Source organism: Pseudomonas sp. FW300-N2F2 (assembly GCF_017351655.1).
Classification (GTDB): Bacteria; Pseudomonadota; Gammaproteobacteria; order Pseudomonadales; family Pseudomonadaceae; genus Aquipseudomonas; species Aquipseudomonas fluorescens_AA.
In genome coordinates this window covers 311,061-325,565 of sequence record NZ_JACNDQ010000002.1, presented here as the reverse complement: position 1 = coordinate 325,565, position 14,505 = coordinate 311,061, and the positions used below count along the sequence as shown (strand labels likewise).

The window sequence follows — 14,505 nt, the reverse complement described above, 5'->3', positions numbered from 1 at the left end:
ATGAAAAAACTGAGTATTTCAGACTGGACCTGGATCAACGTCCCCGAACGGTCGTCCATCAACGATCAGGAAATCATTATCCATACCACGCCCGATACCGACTTCTGGCGAGGCACCTATTACGGTCTGGAGTATGACAATGCGCCGGCCATTGTGGTTGCCAGCGAGGAACAATACTGGACATTGAAAGCCAAGGTATCTTTTGCCTCAAGTACCTACTTTGACCAATGCGGCCTGTTTATCTACCAAGATAAAAACCACTGGATGAAAAGCGGCATCGAATACCAGAACAATGGTTTCCAACAGCTGTTCTCTGTCGTGACCAACAATGGTTTTTCGGACTGGTCCATGGCTAATTTCGATCGCGGCACCCAGACCATGTATTACCGTCTGAGCCGACGAGGCAGCGACTTCCTTCTGGAAAACTCGGTCGACGGGACACAGTTCTGCATGATGCGTATGTTCCACCTGTTTCAGGCAGAAGAACTCGTCCGGTTCGGGTTCTTTGCCAGTAGCCCAGGCGATTCATCTTTCGCGGCACATTTTTCAGAGATTGAATGGACTGAATGCTGTTGGAAAGCGCATGGCGCCCCACGTTTCTAATTTCAAGAGTTTTATACCTGATGCTGTCTGCGCCCAATCCCAATCGACACGCGCTTTACGCTTGTTATGCAGCCATGCTGTGCCTGGCCATGGCACTCAACTTTCTGCCGGTGTACCTGACGACATTCAGTGATGCCTTTGGCCCCTCGTCAGGGCTGACCACGGAGCAACTGGGACGGATTCCCGCGGTCATGTTCCTCAGTTTTATAGTGGCCATTCTGATCACCGGACCATTGGCAGACCGAGGGGACGCCAGGCGGATCATTCTCTTTGGGCTGATGACCACTTCAGCAGGTTTGGCCCTTGTGGCTTTTGCCCCTTCCTATACCTTCCTGCTCTTCGCGGTTGCCATCATGGGTTTCGGTGCGGGTGTGCTGGATATGATCCTCAGCCCCATTGTCGCAGCCCTGCAACCCGAACGCCGAAGCGCCGCCATGAACTGGCTGCATTCGTACTTCTGCATTGGCGCGGTAAGTGCCGTGCTGATCGCAAGCATCGCGCTGAAATGGGATATTTCCTGGCGCATGGTTGCCCTGGGCTTGATCATTGCCCCGCTTGCAACCTTTCTATTGTTCATGCAATTGACCTTGCCACCGCTGATACAGGAACACGTGCAACGCGAGTCCATGCCCACGCTTATCAGGCAGCCCTATTTCATCGCCTGCATGATCGCCATCTTTCTAGGAGGGGCTACGGAAACGGGACTGTCCCAATGGCTACCCGCCTTCGCTGAACAAGGATTGGGTTATTCGAAAGAAGTGGGTGGTTTTGCTCTCGCCGGTTTTTCAGTGGGCATGGCCCTCGGGCGCATGGCCGCCGCTCTGTTGCAAGAACGGATACCCGCCGTTTCACTGATGCTAGGCTGCTGCGCCGTGACCGTCGTCCTGTTTTTCGTGATCAGCTTCGCCCCGAGCCCCGCAATGGCGTTAACCGCTGCCATCGCCGCTGGGTTCTCAGGCAGTTGCCTGTGGCCCACGATGCTCGCCATCACCGCAGATGCGTACCCTCAAGGTGGCGCAACCATGTTCTCTGTACTGACAGCCTCGGGTAATGCCGGATGCAGTCTGATTCCATGGCTTGTGGGGATTATTTCAGCGCATGCGGATTTGCACATCGGTTTACTGGCGGTCACCCTCTGCCCCGCCGCCATGATGCTATTACTCGTGTGGATGTCTCGCTGGCCACATAAGCATCCCCACCCGTGCCAGAGCTAGACCGGACGCCCATGGCCGGGGAGCGACCTCGTCGATCGACTCCCCGCCCCTGCCTGACAGGCGCCCTGACTCACGGGGCGAGTTTTCTTCTCTCGATAGGAATGGACAGGACAATGCTGGTCCGGGTCTCACCGTACGCATTGATTTTCGCAATAATGTCCTCGATCTCAGCCATGGACCTGGCGTAGATGCGGATCAGATAGGAGTCATTCCCCGTGATGTGCAGGCACTCGACGACTTCGGGTATGTCGGTGAGTGTCGCTATCAATTTGGCTTTCGCCGGCTTGAGGGTGGTGATGCCGACGACAGCCGATATGCCATACCCCAGCTTGGTTGGATCTAACTGAGCGCAATAACCCTTGATGACCCCGGAGTCTTCAAGTTTGCGCAACCTGTCATTGGTGGCAGGAATAGAAAGCCCCGCGTGCTTGGAAAGCTCTGTGATGGAAATGCGACCACAGTCCTGTACCTTACCCAGGATTTTGACGTCTATACGATCCATGTGCGTTTTCCCCGGTTAAAAGTATAAATTTTAATGAAAAGCCCGCGTTTTTCATTAAAAAAAGCATGCACCAAAATAAAGCATGGCGCTAGTCTATTTCCAGCCTGAAAAACCTGAAAAGAATCCGGGCAATCAACGGCCCTGCTCTTTAGCGTGACGCACTCATAATAAAATATTCTCTCCAGGGATGGTGTTCGCATGGAAGATGAAAAGAAAAAGTGTGAAAAAAAACCTCACCCGCTCGTCCAGCACATTGGCACGCAAGTCCTAAGTCTCCGGCATTTCAAGAAAGATCAGTTACTGATGTACCTGATGGGCGTCGGTTTCTTTTCGTTGGGTGCCAAGTGTTTCATCATCAGCCAACTGGGTACTGACCCATTAGATGTCCTGATCATCTCGATCGATAAAATACTCATGCTGGGCATGGGCGTTTGCTCGGCTATCGTGTCGCTGTTTTTTCTGACATGGTGGATGCTCTGGAACAAAAAATACCCACCGATAAGTCCCTTCATTACAACGACGCTGACTGGGCTGCTGATTGATCTCTGGTCGTGGCTGGGGCTCGGGGAGTATTTGATCGTCAGAATGAATGAGTACGCGTTACTGGCCTCGGGGCTGATGCTGTGTGCCTATTCCTCCGCCTTGATCATCATGAGCGGTATCGGCATCAGGATCATGGACCTGGTGGTATTGACCATGGTATCCAAATGGAACTGGTCGTTCACCAAAGCCAAAATGATTATTGAAATCGGCATCTTTTCGAGCGGTTGGCTTTTAGGCGGGCCCTTCGGTATCGGCACGATTGCATTTCTGCTGGTGATCGGCCCGCTTATTCAACCGTTCATGAACATGAATGCCAAGCGCTTTGCACTTAAAAACTATGGATTGATGAGCGCTTCATCCGCTTACTAATAAATCTACAACTATGACTGCCCTACAGGGCGGCAGGATCGTTTCGCCTCGACTTTTTAAACCGATGCTATTGATGGCAACTTCCGTGATGAGGAGTGAAAGATGGACACTACAAAAAATAAAAACTGGACCTTGGAAAGCAGCCCGGCAAAACTGGAAGAAATACTCCCCGGGGGCGCTGTGAAGTGTCATCTTTCCCCGCGCAACTGTGTTATCCAGGAAGGCAAGTTAGGTTTTTGCAAAGTGCGCGGAAACCGTGGGGGCAGGCTCGTTACATTAAACTACGGTAAAGGCGTTCACAGCACCGAAGAGACAATCGAAACCGAAGCCGTTTTCCACTTTGCCCCGGGGGAGCGAATCTTGTCCCTGGGTAATATCGGCTGCATGCTCAACTGCGGTTACTGTCATAACTGGAAGACATCCCAGGCCAAGTACGTCACCGACAAGGACGTTTACTACTACACCCCCGAACAGGTGGTGGAAACCGCACTCAAGCACGGCATACGCGTCATTTCCTGGACGTATAACGACCCCGTTGTCTGGCACGAATTCATCCTCGACACAGCGAAGCTGGCCAAGGAAGCCGGCCTGATCAACCTCTATAAATCGGCATTCTTCATCAGCGAAGAGGCCATTGATGAGTTACTGCCGGTCATCGATATTTTCTCGATTTCGCTGAAATCCATCTCCCCGGAATACTACCGCAAGGTCACCACCGGCTGGGTAGAGCCCGTCCTGGCGGGTATCAAGAAAGTCTATGACGCCGGCAAATATGTCGAGGTCAGCACCTTGATGGTGACCGACATCAGCGACGACGAGGAAACGGCCAGGAAAATCAGCCAGTGGGTCCTGGATGAACTGGGCCCGAACGTACCGCTGCACTTCGTCAGGTTTCACCCCGATTACAAGATGAGCAACAGCATCCGTACGCCTGTGGACAGGCTCCTGAAGGCTCGGGACGTTGCTCGGAGCATGGGCGTTGAGCATGTCTACCTGGGTAACGTGAATGACGTCGAAGGGACCAATACCAGTTGCAACCACTGTAACGCCCTGCTCGTCACCCGTTATGGCTTGAACGCTGAAATCATCGGACTGGACAGCAAAGGATGCTGCTCTCAGTGCGGACATGATGCGCATTTCAAATTGCTGGGTGAACACCAGGCGAACGCCCCTGTCGAGTTGCGCGAGGACGCGTTGAGCGCCTACGAGAAGCGAAAGTTCGAGTGGCACGGAGACATTGTGTCGCTGCACGCCCAAGTGCTGAATACCGAAGACTTCGAACAGACCGTCTACCTGCGACGCAATTATACGGACGGGCACAACAGCGATTGGAAATCACTGACCTTGCGCCCCCATGAAAGCTATCGATTCATCGTTGCCAAGGCTCGCATCGATGAAACAGGCCCTGAGGTCTGGCTTCCCAACGGCGTGAACTCGAACCTTCATGAAGTCTTCGACAGGGCCCACTTCCCGACAGAATCGATTGAAGAGATTGGTATTTCGCAAAATGACATCACCCCGACCGTGGGTTACGAGGGTAAGCAAAACATGTATGAACAGGTCATCAAACTGGTCAGCCAAGCATGAAAGTGTCTACTGAAATACTTCATATCAAGGTGGATGCCCGGGACGCCCACCCTTCAGTAACGCCTATTTATCAGTGCAGCGCTTTCAACGCTGACTCGGCCTTCTTCTATTCCAGGAAAGCCAATCCCAACGTGACGGAATTGGAACAGGTCGTCGCGTCCCTGGAGGGCAGTGAGCATGCCCTGGCCTACAGCACCGGGATGAGCGCGATCTATATGGTGTTGGAACTGTTGAAACCGGGTGCTTCGCTGGTCATCAACAAATACATCTATGGCTGCTCCTATAAATTGTTCCAGCGCTATGCGGCACGTATCGGCGCACACCTGACGATTCTGGATCTCACCACGGCAGAGGGGCTGAAGGCCTTGCCGGCGAACGTCGACATGGTCATTTTCGAAACACCGACCAATCCCTTCCTGAAAGACATTGATATCCATGCGGTCAGCAGGGCCGTCAAGCAACACAACCCGCAGGCGCTGGTGGTCGTTGACAATACCTGGGCCACGCCGATATTTCAGAAGCCGTTGAATTTTGGCGCCGACATATCCCTGTACAGCGCCACCAAATACTTCTCAGGACACAGTGATGTCATGGGCGGCCTGGTGCTGGTCAACAATGAAACGATTTACAACCGTCTCCTTGAGGGTCGCTTTTATTCAGGCACGATACTCACCCCCAATAGCGCCTGGTTGCTGCGCAGAAGCATGCAGACGTTCAATCTGCGCATGGAAAGACACAGCCAGACGACAGCAAGCATGCTCAACTATCTGCGCGAGTTGCCTTTTATCGAGCATGTCTATTACCCACGCATCGATGGTCGGCAATTGACCGGTTATGGCGGCATTGTGTTTGTTGATATTCGGCCCGATCTGGTGCCCTTTTACAAAACGTTCACCGGCGCGCTCAAATGGTTTGGCACCGGCACCGGAATGGCCTGCGTGACCTCGATGGTCGCCCAGCCCTTCAGTGGCAGCCACGCCTCGATGACGGATCAGGAAAAAGCGGACATGGGCATCGAGAAAGGCCTGGTTCGATTGTGCTTTGGCCTGGAGGATATTGAAGACCTCAAGGAGGACCTGCTACAGGCATTCGAAACCATGGAAAGCAAGGTCGATCAGAAAAGCTCACTCGATCCTGCATAGCGTGTCATCACAAGCAACGAGCCTTCAGTGGCTCGTTGCTTTTTTTATGGAGAAGCGAAAGTGTCCAGCGCATTCGAAAACACGATATTCGAAGACCCCACCCTGAACGTCATCCACCTTCTGAACTCCATCGCCCAGGAAAATCCGGAGGCCATTTCACTGGCCTCCGGTCGACCCGATGACCAGCAGTGCGACCCGTCGCTCATCGACCGAGGCCTGGCCCAATACAAACTTCACGTTGCCGGCACGGGGCAGTCACTGGCGACACTGCTTTGCCAATATGGAAAAACCTCGGGAATCATCAATGAAACAATCGCCACCTATTTGCAGGCGGATGAAGGGATAACAGTCTCCAACCCTGAAAGCATCGTGGTGTGCCTGGGGTTTCAGGAAGCCTGTACCTTGACGCTCCTGTCGATTTTTGAAGGCGGTGGGCTTTTATTAGTGCCTGACCCGGTGTTTTCCGGGGTCACAGGCATCGCAAAACTGCTGGGCATAAAAATAGTCCCCGTCCCCATGGCGGCTTTTCTCGACCCAATCGCCCTGCGCGGAATCATTGAAGAACTTGAATCCAGAGGGGAAAAAATCAAAGCACTGTATGCCGTTCCGGATTTTAGCAATCCGACCGCCGACAGCCTCTCCTATCACGCCAGGACAGCCATGCTTTCCTTGGCCAATGAAAAGAATTTTTTCGTCCTTGAAGACACGGCCTACCGCTACTTCAGGTACGAAGGCGATGCCATTGCGTCCATGAAGTCCATCGACAGCAGTCGAGTATTCTTGCTGGGCTCCTTTGCCAAGTCGATTTTTCCCGGCTTGCGCATGGGTTATGTGGTCGCGCCGGAGGGCGCCGGTGTCATGTCATTCAGTGCCCGATTGTGCAAGGCCAAAAGCCTGATCACCGTCAACACCCCTGCCCTGTGCCAAGCGGTCGTCGCCGGTTTGCTGATCGAGAACAACCACTCGCTGAAAGGGCTGAACCAACCCAGGGTGCTGTCCTATACGCAGAAAAGAGACCACATGCTTGAATGCCTCGAACGTGAATTCCCGCTCAAGGTCGGCGCCCAAAGAACGGTCAGCTGGAATCATCCGACAGGCGGCTTCTTCATCAATCTGCGGCTGCCTTTCGCCTTTGGGTATTGTGAAATGCGCGAATGCGCCCAGCAGTTCAAGGTGATCGTATTCCCCACCACCTTATTTTCGCTGACGAATGAGGCGGCTAATCAGGTCAGGCTTTCATTCAGCAATGCCACCGCCCCAGACGTCACCCAAGCCATAGGCCGCTTCAGGGCGTATGTCGAGTCCAGACTGCAGTAAGACCTCTTTTATCAGGTTGCCGTAGCCAGCATGACGCCAGTGGCGACCTGGTAGGCCCCCAGAACGGTGATGGTCGCCCCCGAAAAGTAGTTGATCAGCCTTAGCTTCGATTCGGCAATCCGCGCCTTGAAAATGGAGGAGAACCCGCTCAAGCCCAGCCACCAGGCAGCCGAGCCCAGGAATATACCGGTCACCATCGGCAGCAAGGCGTGCTGGCCGCCTTGGTCGCTGGCCATGCCATCGCTCAACGCGGCAAAAATCGCGATAAACGACAAGATGGTCATGGGGTTCGACAGGGTCAGGAACAGCGTGGTCGAGTAGGCTTTGAACATGTTGGCACGCTCACCTGCCATGGCGGTCGCGCCACCCTTCGATCGTATTGTCTGATAGCCAATGTAGGCGAGGAATAGTCCACCAAAAATACACAACCAAGGTTTGAAGCTGATCAGCGTCGCGATGATGGCCGTGACCCCGAGGGCCCCGATGAATCCGTAGATCGAATCGGCAGTGGCGGCCCCCAATCCCGTTGCGAAACCGGCTCTCCAGCCCAGCATGAGGCTTCGCTGTATGCACAACAGCCCAATAGGCCCCACAGGGGCTGCAATGCACAGCCCAATGACCATCGATTTAACAAAAATCAGCATAAGTGCACCTCCAGAATGGGTACTGGAAGGTTAGGAGAAGTGCTTTTTTTTAGGAATGAACTATTAATCTTCCTGAGCGTTTTACCTTAAGTTTTGCATGAAGTACTTCCGCCTCACCTTCATTATTAAGGTAAAGCGCAGCAAGCCCCCTCAGACAACGAAAATCGTTGGTTAAAGATCTATGCGCGCTGAATGACCTTTTCACGCGCATAAAAAAACGCCGCTCGAATGAGCGGCGTTTTTTTGAATTTGGAGCGGGAAACGAGACTCGAACTCGCGACCCCGACCTTGGCAAGGTCGTGCTCTACCAACTGAGCTATTCCCGCAAATGGCGTCCCCTAGGGGACTCGAACCCCTGTTACCGCCGTGAAAGGGCGGTGTCCTAGGCCACTAGACGAAGGGGACACGCTAACTGAAACACATGGTGTGTATTTCAGTGCCCAAATCCGCATCCGAAGATGTCGGCTCTGGCTTCACTCAGCACTGCCCGAAAGCAACACTGTTTAAAATTGGAGCGGGAAACGAGACTCGAACTCGCGACCCCGACCTTGGCAAGGTCGTGCTCTACCAACTGAGCTATTCCCGCATTGGCGTCCCCTAGGGGACTCGAACCCCTGTTACCGCCGTGAAAGGGCGGTGTCCTAGGCCACTAGACGAAGGGGACACACGTACAACATTCACTGCTTAGAGCGTTTGGCTGAGTGCTTTACGCTGTAAGTGGCGCGCATTCTATGGATGGATTGAAGGGTCGTCAACCCCCAGATATAAATTTATTTAAATCAATGACTTCGCCCGGTTTGGGGGGCGATCCGCACATTTTGCTCGTCCGGTCTCTGACGCCTATATTCTGTCGCCCGCCGAGACGCTATAGTCGCGCCCAGCAAATGATGGCAATGTGCTCCTACCCGATCATGCGTCCTATAAACAGCACGACGCCCGTCTAATCACGTCGCTCGGGCCTATGCGCTTAAAAGCCAAGCCACTACACTCATGACATGCGTACCCTAATAAAGAGGTCTTACCGGTGACACCACTCATGATCACCCTGCTCGTCGTAGCCGGGATCGCCCTGTTGATCGCCATTGGCTACATGAACCACGTGGTGGAAAACAACAAGCTGGAAAAGGCCCGCACCAAGGTAGAACTCAACGACCGCATGCGTCGCTGTGGCGAGCTCACCGAAACCTTCCCCGGGCAGTTGATGACCCCTGCCCTGAAGTTGTTGATAACGCGCCTCGAGATGAATGTCTGCCAGCGCCTGCTGAACCTGGATAAAACCAATTCCGCGGTCAAGGCACGCCTGGATGAACTGAGCGCACTGGTTGCCCAGGGTGAATCGATCCCGGTGAGCAATCCACCGGCACCGATCCAGACCGAAGCCAAGGCCAAGGACGTTCGCTTCCTGCTCGAGGCCTTGCATGGCCAGATCACCCGCGCCGCCCAGGACGGCTTCCTGCCGCCCAACGAAGCCAAGCGCTGGATCCGTGAAGTGCGGCACATCCTGGTGCTGCTGCACATCGAGTTCTTCAACAACCTCGGCCAGCAGGCCTTGCAGCAAGAACAACCCGGGCAGGCTCGCCTGGCCTTCGAGCGCGGCGTGCAGTACCTGCGCAAGCAACAGGAACCACAGGTCTACGCCGAACAACTGGCCTACCTGGAGAAACTCCTGGCCCGCGCCAATGCCCAGGTCCTGGCCAGCACCCAGCCGGTCGAGGGCGAGGTCAACCAGTTGACCGAAGGCTTGAAGGACGACGAAATAAACGACGAGTGGAAGAAGAAGAAGGTCTACGACTGATAAGGCTCCACCCTGTGCGGGTGGAGTTTCTGTGGCGAGGGAACTTGCTCCCGCTGGAGTGCACAGCGCTCCCGCGAATCCTGGGTCTGCTTCGCAGCCCAGCGGGAGCAAGCTCCCTCGCCACGGGGCTGTAAGCTATGCCCGTACACCGCCAGGCAGGCAAAACTGTTGGCATGTTGGATCCGCTATCGCGGACTCACAACTTGAAATGCCCCACCATCCCTTTCAACTCAACCCCCAACTGCGCCAGCTCGATGCTGGAAGCGGCATTGCCGCGCATCGCCAGGGACGATTGATCAGCGCTGGCGCGAATGCTGGTGACACTGCGGTTGATCTCTTCGGCCACCGAGCTCTGCTGCTCGGCTGCCGCGGCGATCTGTTGGTTCATCTGCTGGATCAACGACACCGCCGCCGCAATGCTGCCCAACGCGCTCTCGGTCTGCAGTGCGTCGCTGACCGCCATCTTCACCAACTCGCCACTGCTCTGGATCTGCTGCACGGAAGCCTGGGCCGCTGAACGCAAGGCGCTCACCAGTCGCTCGATTTCCTCGGTGGACTGTTGCGTGCGCCTGGCCAGGGCCCGCACCTCATCGGCCACGACCGCAAAGCCCCTGCCCTGCTCCCCGGCACGGGCCGCCTCGATAGCGGCATTGAGGGCCAACAGGTTGGTTTGCTCGGCCACGCTCTTGATCACACTCAGCACCGTGCCGATGTTCTGGATCTCGGCGCTGAGACTTTCGATGCTGGAACTGGCCGACGTGGCCGAATCGGCCAGTTGCTCGATGCGCACCATGCTCTGGCGCACCACCTGCTGCCCGCTTTCGACCTTGTCGTCGGCAGTCTGGGCCGCTTGTGCCGCTTCTTCGGCATTGCGCGCCACATCGTGCACGGTGGCCGTCATCTGGTTCATGGCCGTGGCGACCTGCTCGGTTTCCTCTTTCTGGCTGCTGACTTCCAGGTTGGTCTGCTCGGTCACAGCCGACAGCGACTGCGCCGAATTGGCCAACTGCTCGATCCCGGCCTGCAAGCCGCTGACGATACTGCTCAGCCCTGCGCCCATCTGTTGCATCGCCTGCATCAACTGGCCAATCTCGTCCCGACGCGTCACTTCCACCGTGGCGCTCAAGTCACCCGCCGCGATCCGCTGGGCAACGCGAATGACACTGCGCAGCGGCGTCACGATCAGCCGGGTGATGACCCACGCCGCGATCAACCCCACCAGCAACGCCAAGGCCGACGAACCGATGATCAGCAGCGAATTCTTCTTCAGTTCGGTCTGCATGGTCTGGTCTTCGGCACTGAAGGCCTGGTCGACCCGCGCCACCACTTGGTCGGCACGCTCGTGCAGTTGCTGGTAGACGACTTTTTCCTTCGCCAACAGGCCGGTGTACTCGGCCAATTGCTCGTTGAACCCGACGATGTGCCCGGCCACTTCATTAAGCACGGTCTGGTAACCCGGGTCCTTGACCGTGGTCTTGAGCGCTTCGGCCTGTTTCATGGCCTGCTCGGCCTGTTCGATGCTGCCTTCTCCGGCGCCCTCGACATTGCCTTTGCGGCTCTGGTCCAAACGGACCCGCGCTTCGTTCATGGCCTGCAACATCAACCGCGACACTTCGCTGATCTGGTTGGCCTGCTCGATGAACTCGGCCCCTTCCTTGCCTTCGGAGTCTTTCAAGGTATAGGTGCCGTCATCCGCCAGCCCGGCCTGCAACACATCGAGGTTGTTGGCCACGCTGGACACCGACCAACTGGCCATTTCCAGCGCCAGGTCCTTGCTCTGGCTCAACCCGACAAACTCGTCGAATGCCTTGCGATAGGCCCCCAGCGCCTGCTCGACGTCGTTCATCACCGGCACGTTGGCAGGCGACTGCGCCTTGAGCTCGTTCGCCAGGGCCAGCAGCCCGTCGACACCCTGGCGCAGGGCATCGGCCGTCTTGGGGTCGGAACGGGAGGCGTACTCCTGCTCCAGCAGCCGGACCTTGAGCAACCCGCTGTTGAGGGACGACATCTGTTTCAGGCCATCGAAGCGATAGCTGATGGTCTGCAGGGACCAGACGCCGATGGCCGCGACCACAGCGGTCAACAGCAGCACCAGGACAAATCCGATACCCAGTTTTTTTGCCATACCCAGGTTGGCAAAACGTCCTTGCACGGCCGAAATCATTGCGCTCAGTCCTCTGCCAGTGTGTGTTGATTGCAGATTCGCAACGAGACGCCCTGCAACACAAGATGCTGGCGTCGGAATAATGGCAAAAAGCTACAGCCGCGTCGTTTTCAGGACACTTGAGGTCGATCCAGAGCCGCGGCCCGGAAAAAGCCCAGCGCCCGGGGATCACGGGCATAGGCCACGTTGATCCGTAGCCAGTCGCTGTCGGTACCCGAAGGGCTGAAGGCCGTGGGTGAGGACAACGACACGCCGAACCGCTTGGCCAGACGCTGTAATCCAGCGTAGTCACTGATTGGCGGTCTTGCCCAAATGAAAAGCCCGCCGGCCGGTTTGCCAAAGACCTCCCAGTCGGCATCCTCCAATACCTGCAACAACGCCGCCGTATCGACGCCCAAACGCTGGCGCTGGCGCTGGACCAGTTTGCGATAGGCCCCATTGGCCAGGAGGTTGGCAAGCACCGACTCACAGAACCGCGACCCACCCATGCTGGTGATGCCCTTGACCTCGCTCAGCCGCGCGATGATGGACGGCCCGGCCACCACGAAACCGACGCGCAACGAACTGCTCAGGGTCTTCGAGAAACTGCCCACGTAGACCACGTCGGCATCCAGCGCTGCCAACCGGGTTCGCGCCGAGTTCTGGAAGTCGCCATAGGCATCGTCTTCGATCACCAGCACAGCGTGTTGCTTCGTCAGTTGCAACAACCGCTGGGCCACGGCCGGTGCCAGGTTGCTGCCGGTCGGGTTGTGACAGGCACTGTTGACGAACAGCGCACTGGGCCGGTGTGTCGCCAACAAGTCTTGCAACACATCGACGTCCGGGCCGCGAGGGGTCCTGGGCAGTTCGATCATGTCGATCTTGTGCAACCTGAGCAGGTCGAACAGGCTTGAATAGCCAGGGCTCTCCACCACCACGCAGGCGCCTGGCTGCAACAGTGTCCGCACGATCAGGTCCAGCCCATGGGTCGCCCCGGTGGTGGTCAGGATCAGGTCTTTATCGGCCTCGATATTGAATTGCTTCAGGCGCCTGGACAGCTGCTCACGCAGGGCGGGCAGCCCCAGCGAGGTGCTGTAGTTGAACAACCCCGCCATGTCGGTGCGAGTGACCTGCCGGATCGCATAACCCAGGTCATCGCTTTCACGCCAGCTCTCGGGCAACCCGCCACACCCCAGCTTCAACGCCCAGGACGGGGGATCACCGCCCTCGGCGGGCATATCCTGCCGCCGATCCGGATCGATGCACGCCTGCCCGGATGTGGGGGCTGGCGCGACAAAAAAGCTGGAGCCATGCCGGGACGCCAACAGGCCTTGGGCAACCAGGCGTTCACACGCTTCATTGACGCTGGACTGGCTGAGCAGGTTCTGCCGCGCCAGTTGGCGCACGGACGGCAGGCGAGTCCCCGGTTGCACCGCATCCTGTCGGATCCAGCCGGTCAGTGCGTCGACGATTTGCTGCACGACAGGCACCAAGGCCTGCCGGTCGATTCTCAACTCCATGAGTAACCAAACTCCTAAGCGTTTGTTTTATTTCCGGAAACAGTTAAGCACAGGCCACCCGCGAACGATGTACGACAACGTCGCCAAAACCGCCGATTCTCACCCTTTGAAACACATTGATAGGCCGCTCCGGGGATGTTTCCCCAGCCCAAAGAAAAAGCCCGCAACCAGTGCGGGCTTCTTCCTACAAGCTCAGGGAAACGTCCTCAGAACGCCGTGACGCCGCCGTCCACCGCCAGGGAATGGCCGGTGGTGAACGCCGCACCATCGCTGCACAAATAGAGCACAGCGCTGGCGATTTCCTCGACCTTGCCGATACGCCCCACCGGGTGCATGGCATTGGCGAACTCGCCCTTTTTCGGATCCGCCTCATAGGCACGACGGAACATGTCGGTGTCGATCACCGCCGGACAGACCGCATTCACGCGGATCTTCTTCTTGGCGTATTCGATGGCAGCCGATTTGGTCAGGCCGATCACAGCGTGCTTGGAAGCGGCATAGATGCTCATCTTCGGCGCAGCGCCCAGGCCGGCCACCGAGGCCGTGTTGACGATGGCCCCGCCGCCCTGGGCCAGCAGCAAGGGCAACTGGTACTTCATGCACAACCAGACGCCCTTCACATTGACGCCCATGATCGCGTCGAACTCGTCGAGGGTACCGTCGGCCAACTTGCCCTTCTCGATCTCGATCCCGGCGTTGTTGAAGGCGTAGTCAAGGCGCCCATAGGTCTTGATCACCTCGTCCATCAGGTGCTGCACATCGCTTTCCAGCGTCACGTTGCAGCGTACGAATACCGCTTCGCCGCCCGCATCGCGAATCGACTGCACCGTACGCTCGCCGCCCGCCACGTCCAGGTCGGCCACGACCACTTTCAGGCCCTCTGCCGCGAACGCCTGGGCCGTGGCACGGCCAATGCCTGCGGCGCCGCCGGTTACCACGGCGACCTGCCCGGAAAACGTCATGCTCATTGTCTGTTCCTCGAAGAATGCGGGGTCGCGCCAGTGTAGCCACAGCCTGACGCGGCACGGCAGCACTATCCAGATGCCGGTTGGACGTTCATGGGCGCCAGTGATAACGGCCCTGGAGGCACTATCACTGGGTTGGATCGAAGTGCATTCGCTGAGGC

At 56.7% G+C, this 14,505-nt stretch carries 12 protein-coding genes, 4 tRNA genes and 1 pseudogene; 7 read left to right on the top strand and 10 right to left on the bottom strand.

Features of this window, described 5'->3' with window-relative positions; genetic code table 11:
* Both J4E63_RS16140 and J4E63_RS16135 read left to right on the top strand, forming a co-directional pair.
* Positions 1-603 (top strand): DUF1349 domain-containing protein, encoded by a 603-nt coding sequence (locus tag J4E63_RS16140; RefSeq protein WP_207282646.1) that lies wholly within the window; start codon positions 1-3, stop codon positions 601-603.
* On the top strand, positions 567-1,817 hold the full coding sequence (locus tag J4E63_RS16135) for a sugar MFS transporter (RefSeq protein WP_259333903.1): 1,251 nt from the start codon (positions 567-569) through the stop codon (positions 1,815-1,817). The genes J4E63_RS16140 and J4E63_RS16135 overlap by 37 nt, the downstream gene beginning before the upstream one ends.
* A gap of 70 nt (positions 1,818-1,887) precedes the next feature.
* Here J4E63_RS16135 and J4E63_RS16130 read toward each other — a convergent pair whose 3' ends face one another.
* Entirely contained in the window at positions 1,888-2,319 is a 432-nt protein-coding gene (locus J4E63_RS16130; RefSeq protein ID WP_060741195.1) for an Lrp/AsnC family transcriptional regulator, read from the bottom strand.
* A gap of 198 nt (positions 2,320-2,517) precedes the next feature.
* On the opposite strand from J4E63_RS16130, the gene J4E63_RS16125 reads away from it, so the two are divergent.
* The 4 genes from J4E63_RS16125 to J4E63_RS16110 all read left to right on the top strand — a co-directional run bounded on the left by J4E63_RS16125 (position 2,518) and on the right by J4E63_RS16110 (position 7,277).
* Positions 2,518-3,231, top strand: a complete 714-nt coding sequence (locus J4E63_RS16125; protein ID WP_207282645.1) for a YitT family protein — start codon at positions 2,518-2,520, stop codon at positions 3,229-3,231.
* Positions 3,232-3,333: 102 nt separating this feature from the next.
* The gene (gene amrS, locus J4E63_RS16120) at positions 3,334-4,818 is read left to right on the top strand and encodes an AmmeMemoRadiSam system radical SAM enzyme (RefSeq protein ID WP_092168422.1); all 1,485 of its coding nucleotides are present in this window, start codon (positions 3,334-3,336) and stop codon (positions 4,816-4,818) included.
* Entirely contained in the window at positions 4,815-5,960 is a 1,146-nt protein-coding gene (locus J4E63_RS16115; protein WP_207282644.1) for a PLP-dependent aspartate aminotransferase family protein, read from the top strand. The genes amrS and J4E63_RS16115 overlap by 4 nt, the downstream gene beginning before the upstream one ends.
* Before the next feature lie 60 nt (positions 5,961-6,020).
* Positions 6,021-7,277, top strand: a complete 1,257-nt coding sequence (locus J4E63_RS16110; RefSeq protein ID WP_207282643.1) for a PLP-dependent aminotransferase family protein — start codon at positions 6,021-6,023, stop codon at positions 7,275-7,277.
* Between the two features lie 11 nt (positions 7,278-7,288).
* Here J4E63_RS16110 and J4E63_RS16105 read toward each other — a convergent pair whose 3' ends face one another.
* The 5 genes from J4E63_RS16105 to J4E63_RS16085 form a co-directional block, all read right to left on the bottom strand.
* The gene (locus tag J4E63_RS16105; RefSeq protein WP_192261638.1) at positions 7,289-7,921 is read right to left on the bottom strand and encodes a LysE family translocator; all 633 of its coding nucleotides are present in this window, start codon (positions 7,919-7,921) and stop codon (positions 7,289-7,291) included.
* 250 nt (positions 7,922-8,171) lie between these two features.
* A tRNA-Gly gene (locus J4E63_RS16100) sits at positions 8,172-8,247 on the bottom strand.
* Positions 8,248-8,250: 3 nt separating this feature from the next.
* Positions 8,251-8,326: transfer RNA gene (locus J4E63_RS16095), tRNA-Glu, on the bottom strand.
* Between the two features lie 105 nt (positions 8,327-8,431).
* Positions 8,432-8,507: transfer RNA gene (locus tag J4E63_RS16090), tRNA-Gly, on the bottom strand.
* Positions 8,508-8,509: 2 nt separating this feature from the next.
* Positions 8,510-8,585 (bottom strand) — tRNA-Glu (locus J4E63_RS16085).
* 372 nt (positions 8,586-8,957) lie between these two features.
* Here J4E63_RS16085 and J4E63_RS16080 point away from each other — a divergent pair.
* On the top strand, positions 8,958-9,716 hold the full coding sequence (locus J4E63_RS16080) for a hypothetical protein (protein WP_192261637.1): 759 nt from the start codon (positions 8,958-8,960) through the stop codon (positions 9,714-9,716).
* Between the two features lie 196 nt (positions 9,717-9,912).
* Here the strand turns inward: J4E63_RS16080 and J4E63_RS31295 are convergent, their stop codons facing one another.
* From J4E63_RS31295 to J4E63_RS16065, 4 genes and pseudogenes are all read right to left on the bottom strand, one after another.
* On the bottom strand, positions 9,913-10,617 hold the full coding sequence (locus J4E63_RS31295; protein ID WP_371914243.1) for a methyl-accepting chemotaxis protein: 705 nt from the start codon (positions 10,615-10,617) through the stop codon (positions 9,913-9,915).
* Positions 10,618-10,821: 204 nt separating this feature from the next.
* A pseudogene (locus J4E63_RS31290) lies at positions 10,822-10,998 on the bottom strand (HAMP domain-containing protein); the annotation flags it as partial.
* A gap of 992 nt (positions 10,999-11,990) precedes the next feature.
* Positions 11,991-13,379, bottom strand: a complete 1,389-nt coding sequence (locus tag J4E63_RS16070; protein WP_207282641.1) for a PLP-dependent aminotransferase family protein — start codon at positions 13,377-13,379, stop codon at positions 11,991-11,993.
* A gap of 206 nt (positions 13,380-13,585) precedes the next feature.
* Positions 13,586-14,347, bottom strand: coding sequence for an SDR family oxidoreductase (locus J4E63_RS16065; protein ID WP_207282640.1), 762 nt, complete (start codon positions 14,345-14,347; stop codon positions 13,586-13,588).
* Positions 14,348-14,505: the final 158 nt, after the last annotated feature.

What these genes read in the sequence shown, in the direction of transcription:
- J4E63_RS16140 (WP_207282646.1), top strand. Translation starts at nt 1, where the DNA reads ATGAAAAAACTGAGTATTTCAGACTGGACCTGGATCAACGTCCCCGAA.
- J4E63_RS16135 (WP_259333903.1), top strand. Translation starts at nt 567, where the DNA reads ATGCTGTTGGAAAGCGCATGGCGCCCCACGTTTCTAATTTCAAGAGTT.
- J4E63_RS16130 (WP_060741195.1), bottom strand. Translation starts at nt 2,319, where the DNA reads ATGGATCGTATAGACGTCAAAATCCTGGGTAAGGTACAGGACTGTGGT.
- J4E63_RS16125 (WP_207282645.1), top strand. Translation starts at nt 2,518, where the DNA reads ATGGAAGATGAAAAGAAAAAGTGTGAAAAAAAACCTCACCCGCTCGTC.
- amrS (WP_092168422.1), top strand. Translation starts at nt 3,334, where the DNA reads ATGGACACTACAAAAAATAAAAACTGGACCTTGGAAAGCAGCCCGGCA.
- J4E63_RS16115 (WP_207282644.1), top strand. Translation starts at nt 4,815, where the DNA reads ATGAAAGTGTCTACTGAAATACTTCATATCAAGGTGGATGCCCGGGAC.
- J4E63_RS16105 (WP_192261638.1), bottom strand. Translation starts at nt 7,921, where the DNA reads ATGCTGATTTTTGTTAAATCGATGGTCATTGGGCTGTGCATTGCAGCC.
- J4E63_RS16080 (WP_192261637.1), top strand. Translation starts at nt 8,958, where the DNA reads ATGATCACCCTGCTCGTCGTAGCCGGGATCGCCCTGTTGATCGCCATT.
- J4E63_RS31295 (WP_371914243.1), bottom strand. Translation starts at nt 10,617, where the DNA reads ATGACGGCCACCGTGCACGATGTGGCGCGCAATGCCGAAGAAGCGGCA.
- J4E63_RS16070 (WP_207282641.1), bottom strand. Translation starts at nt 13,379, where the DNA reads ATGGAGTTGAGAATCGACCGGCAGGCCTTGGTGCCTGTCGTGCAGCAA.
- J4E63_RS16065 (WP_207282640.1), bottom strand. Translation starts at nt 14,347, where the DNA reads ATGAGCATGACGTTTTCCGGGCAGGTCGCCGTGGTAACCGGCGGCGCC.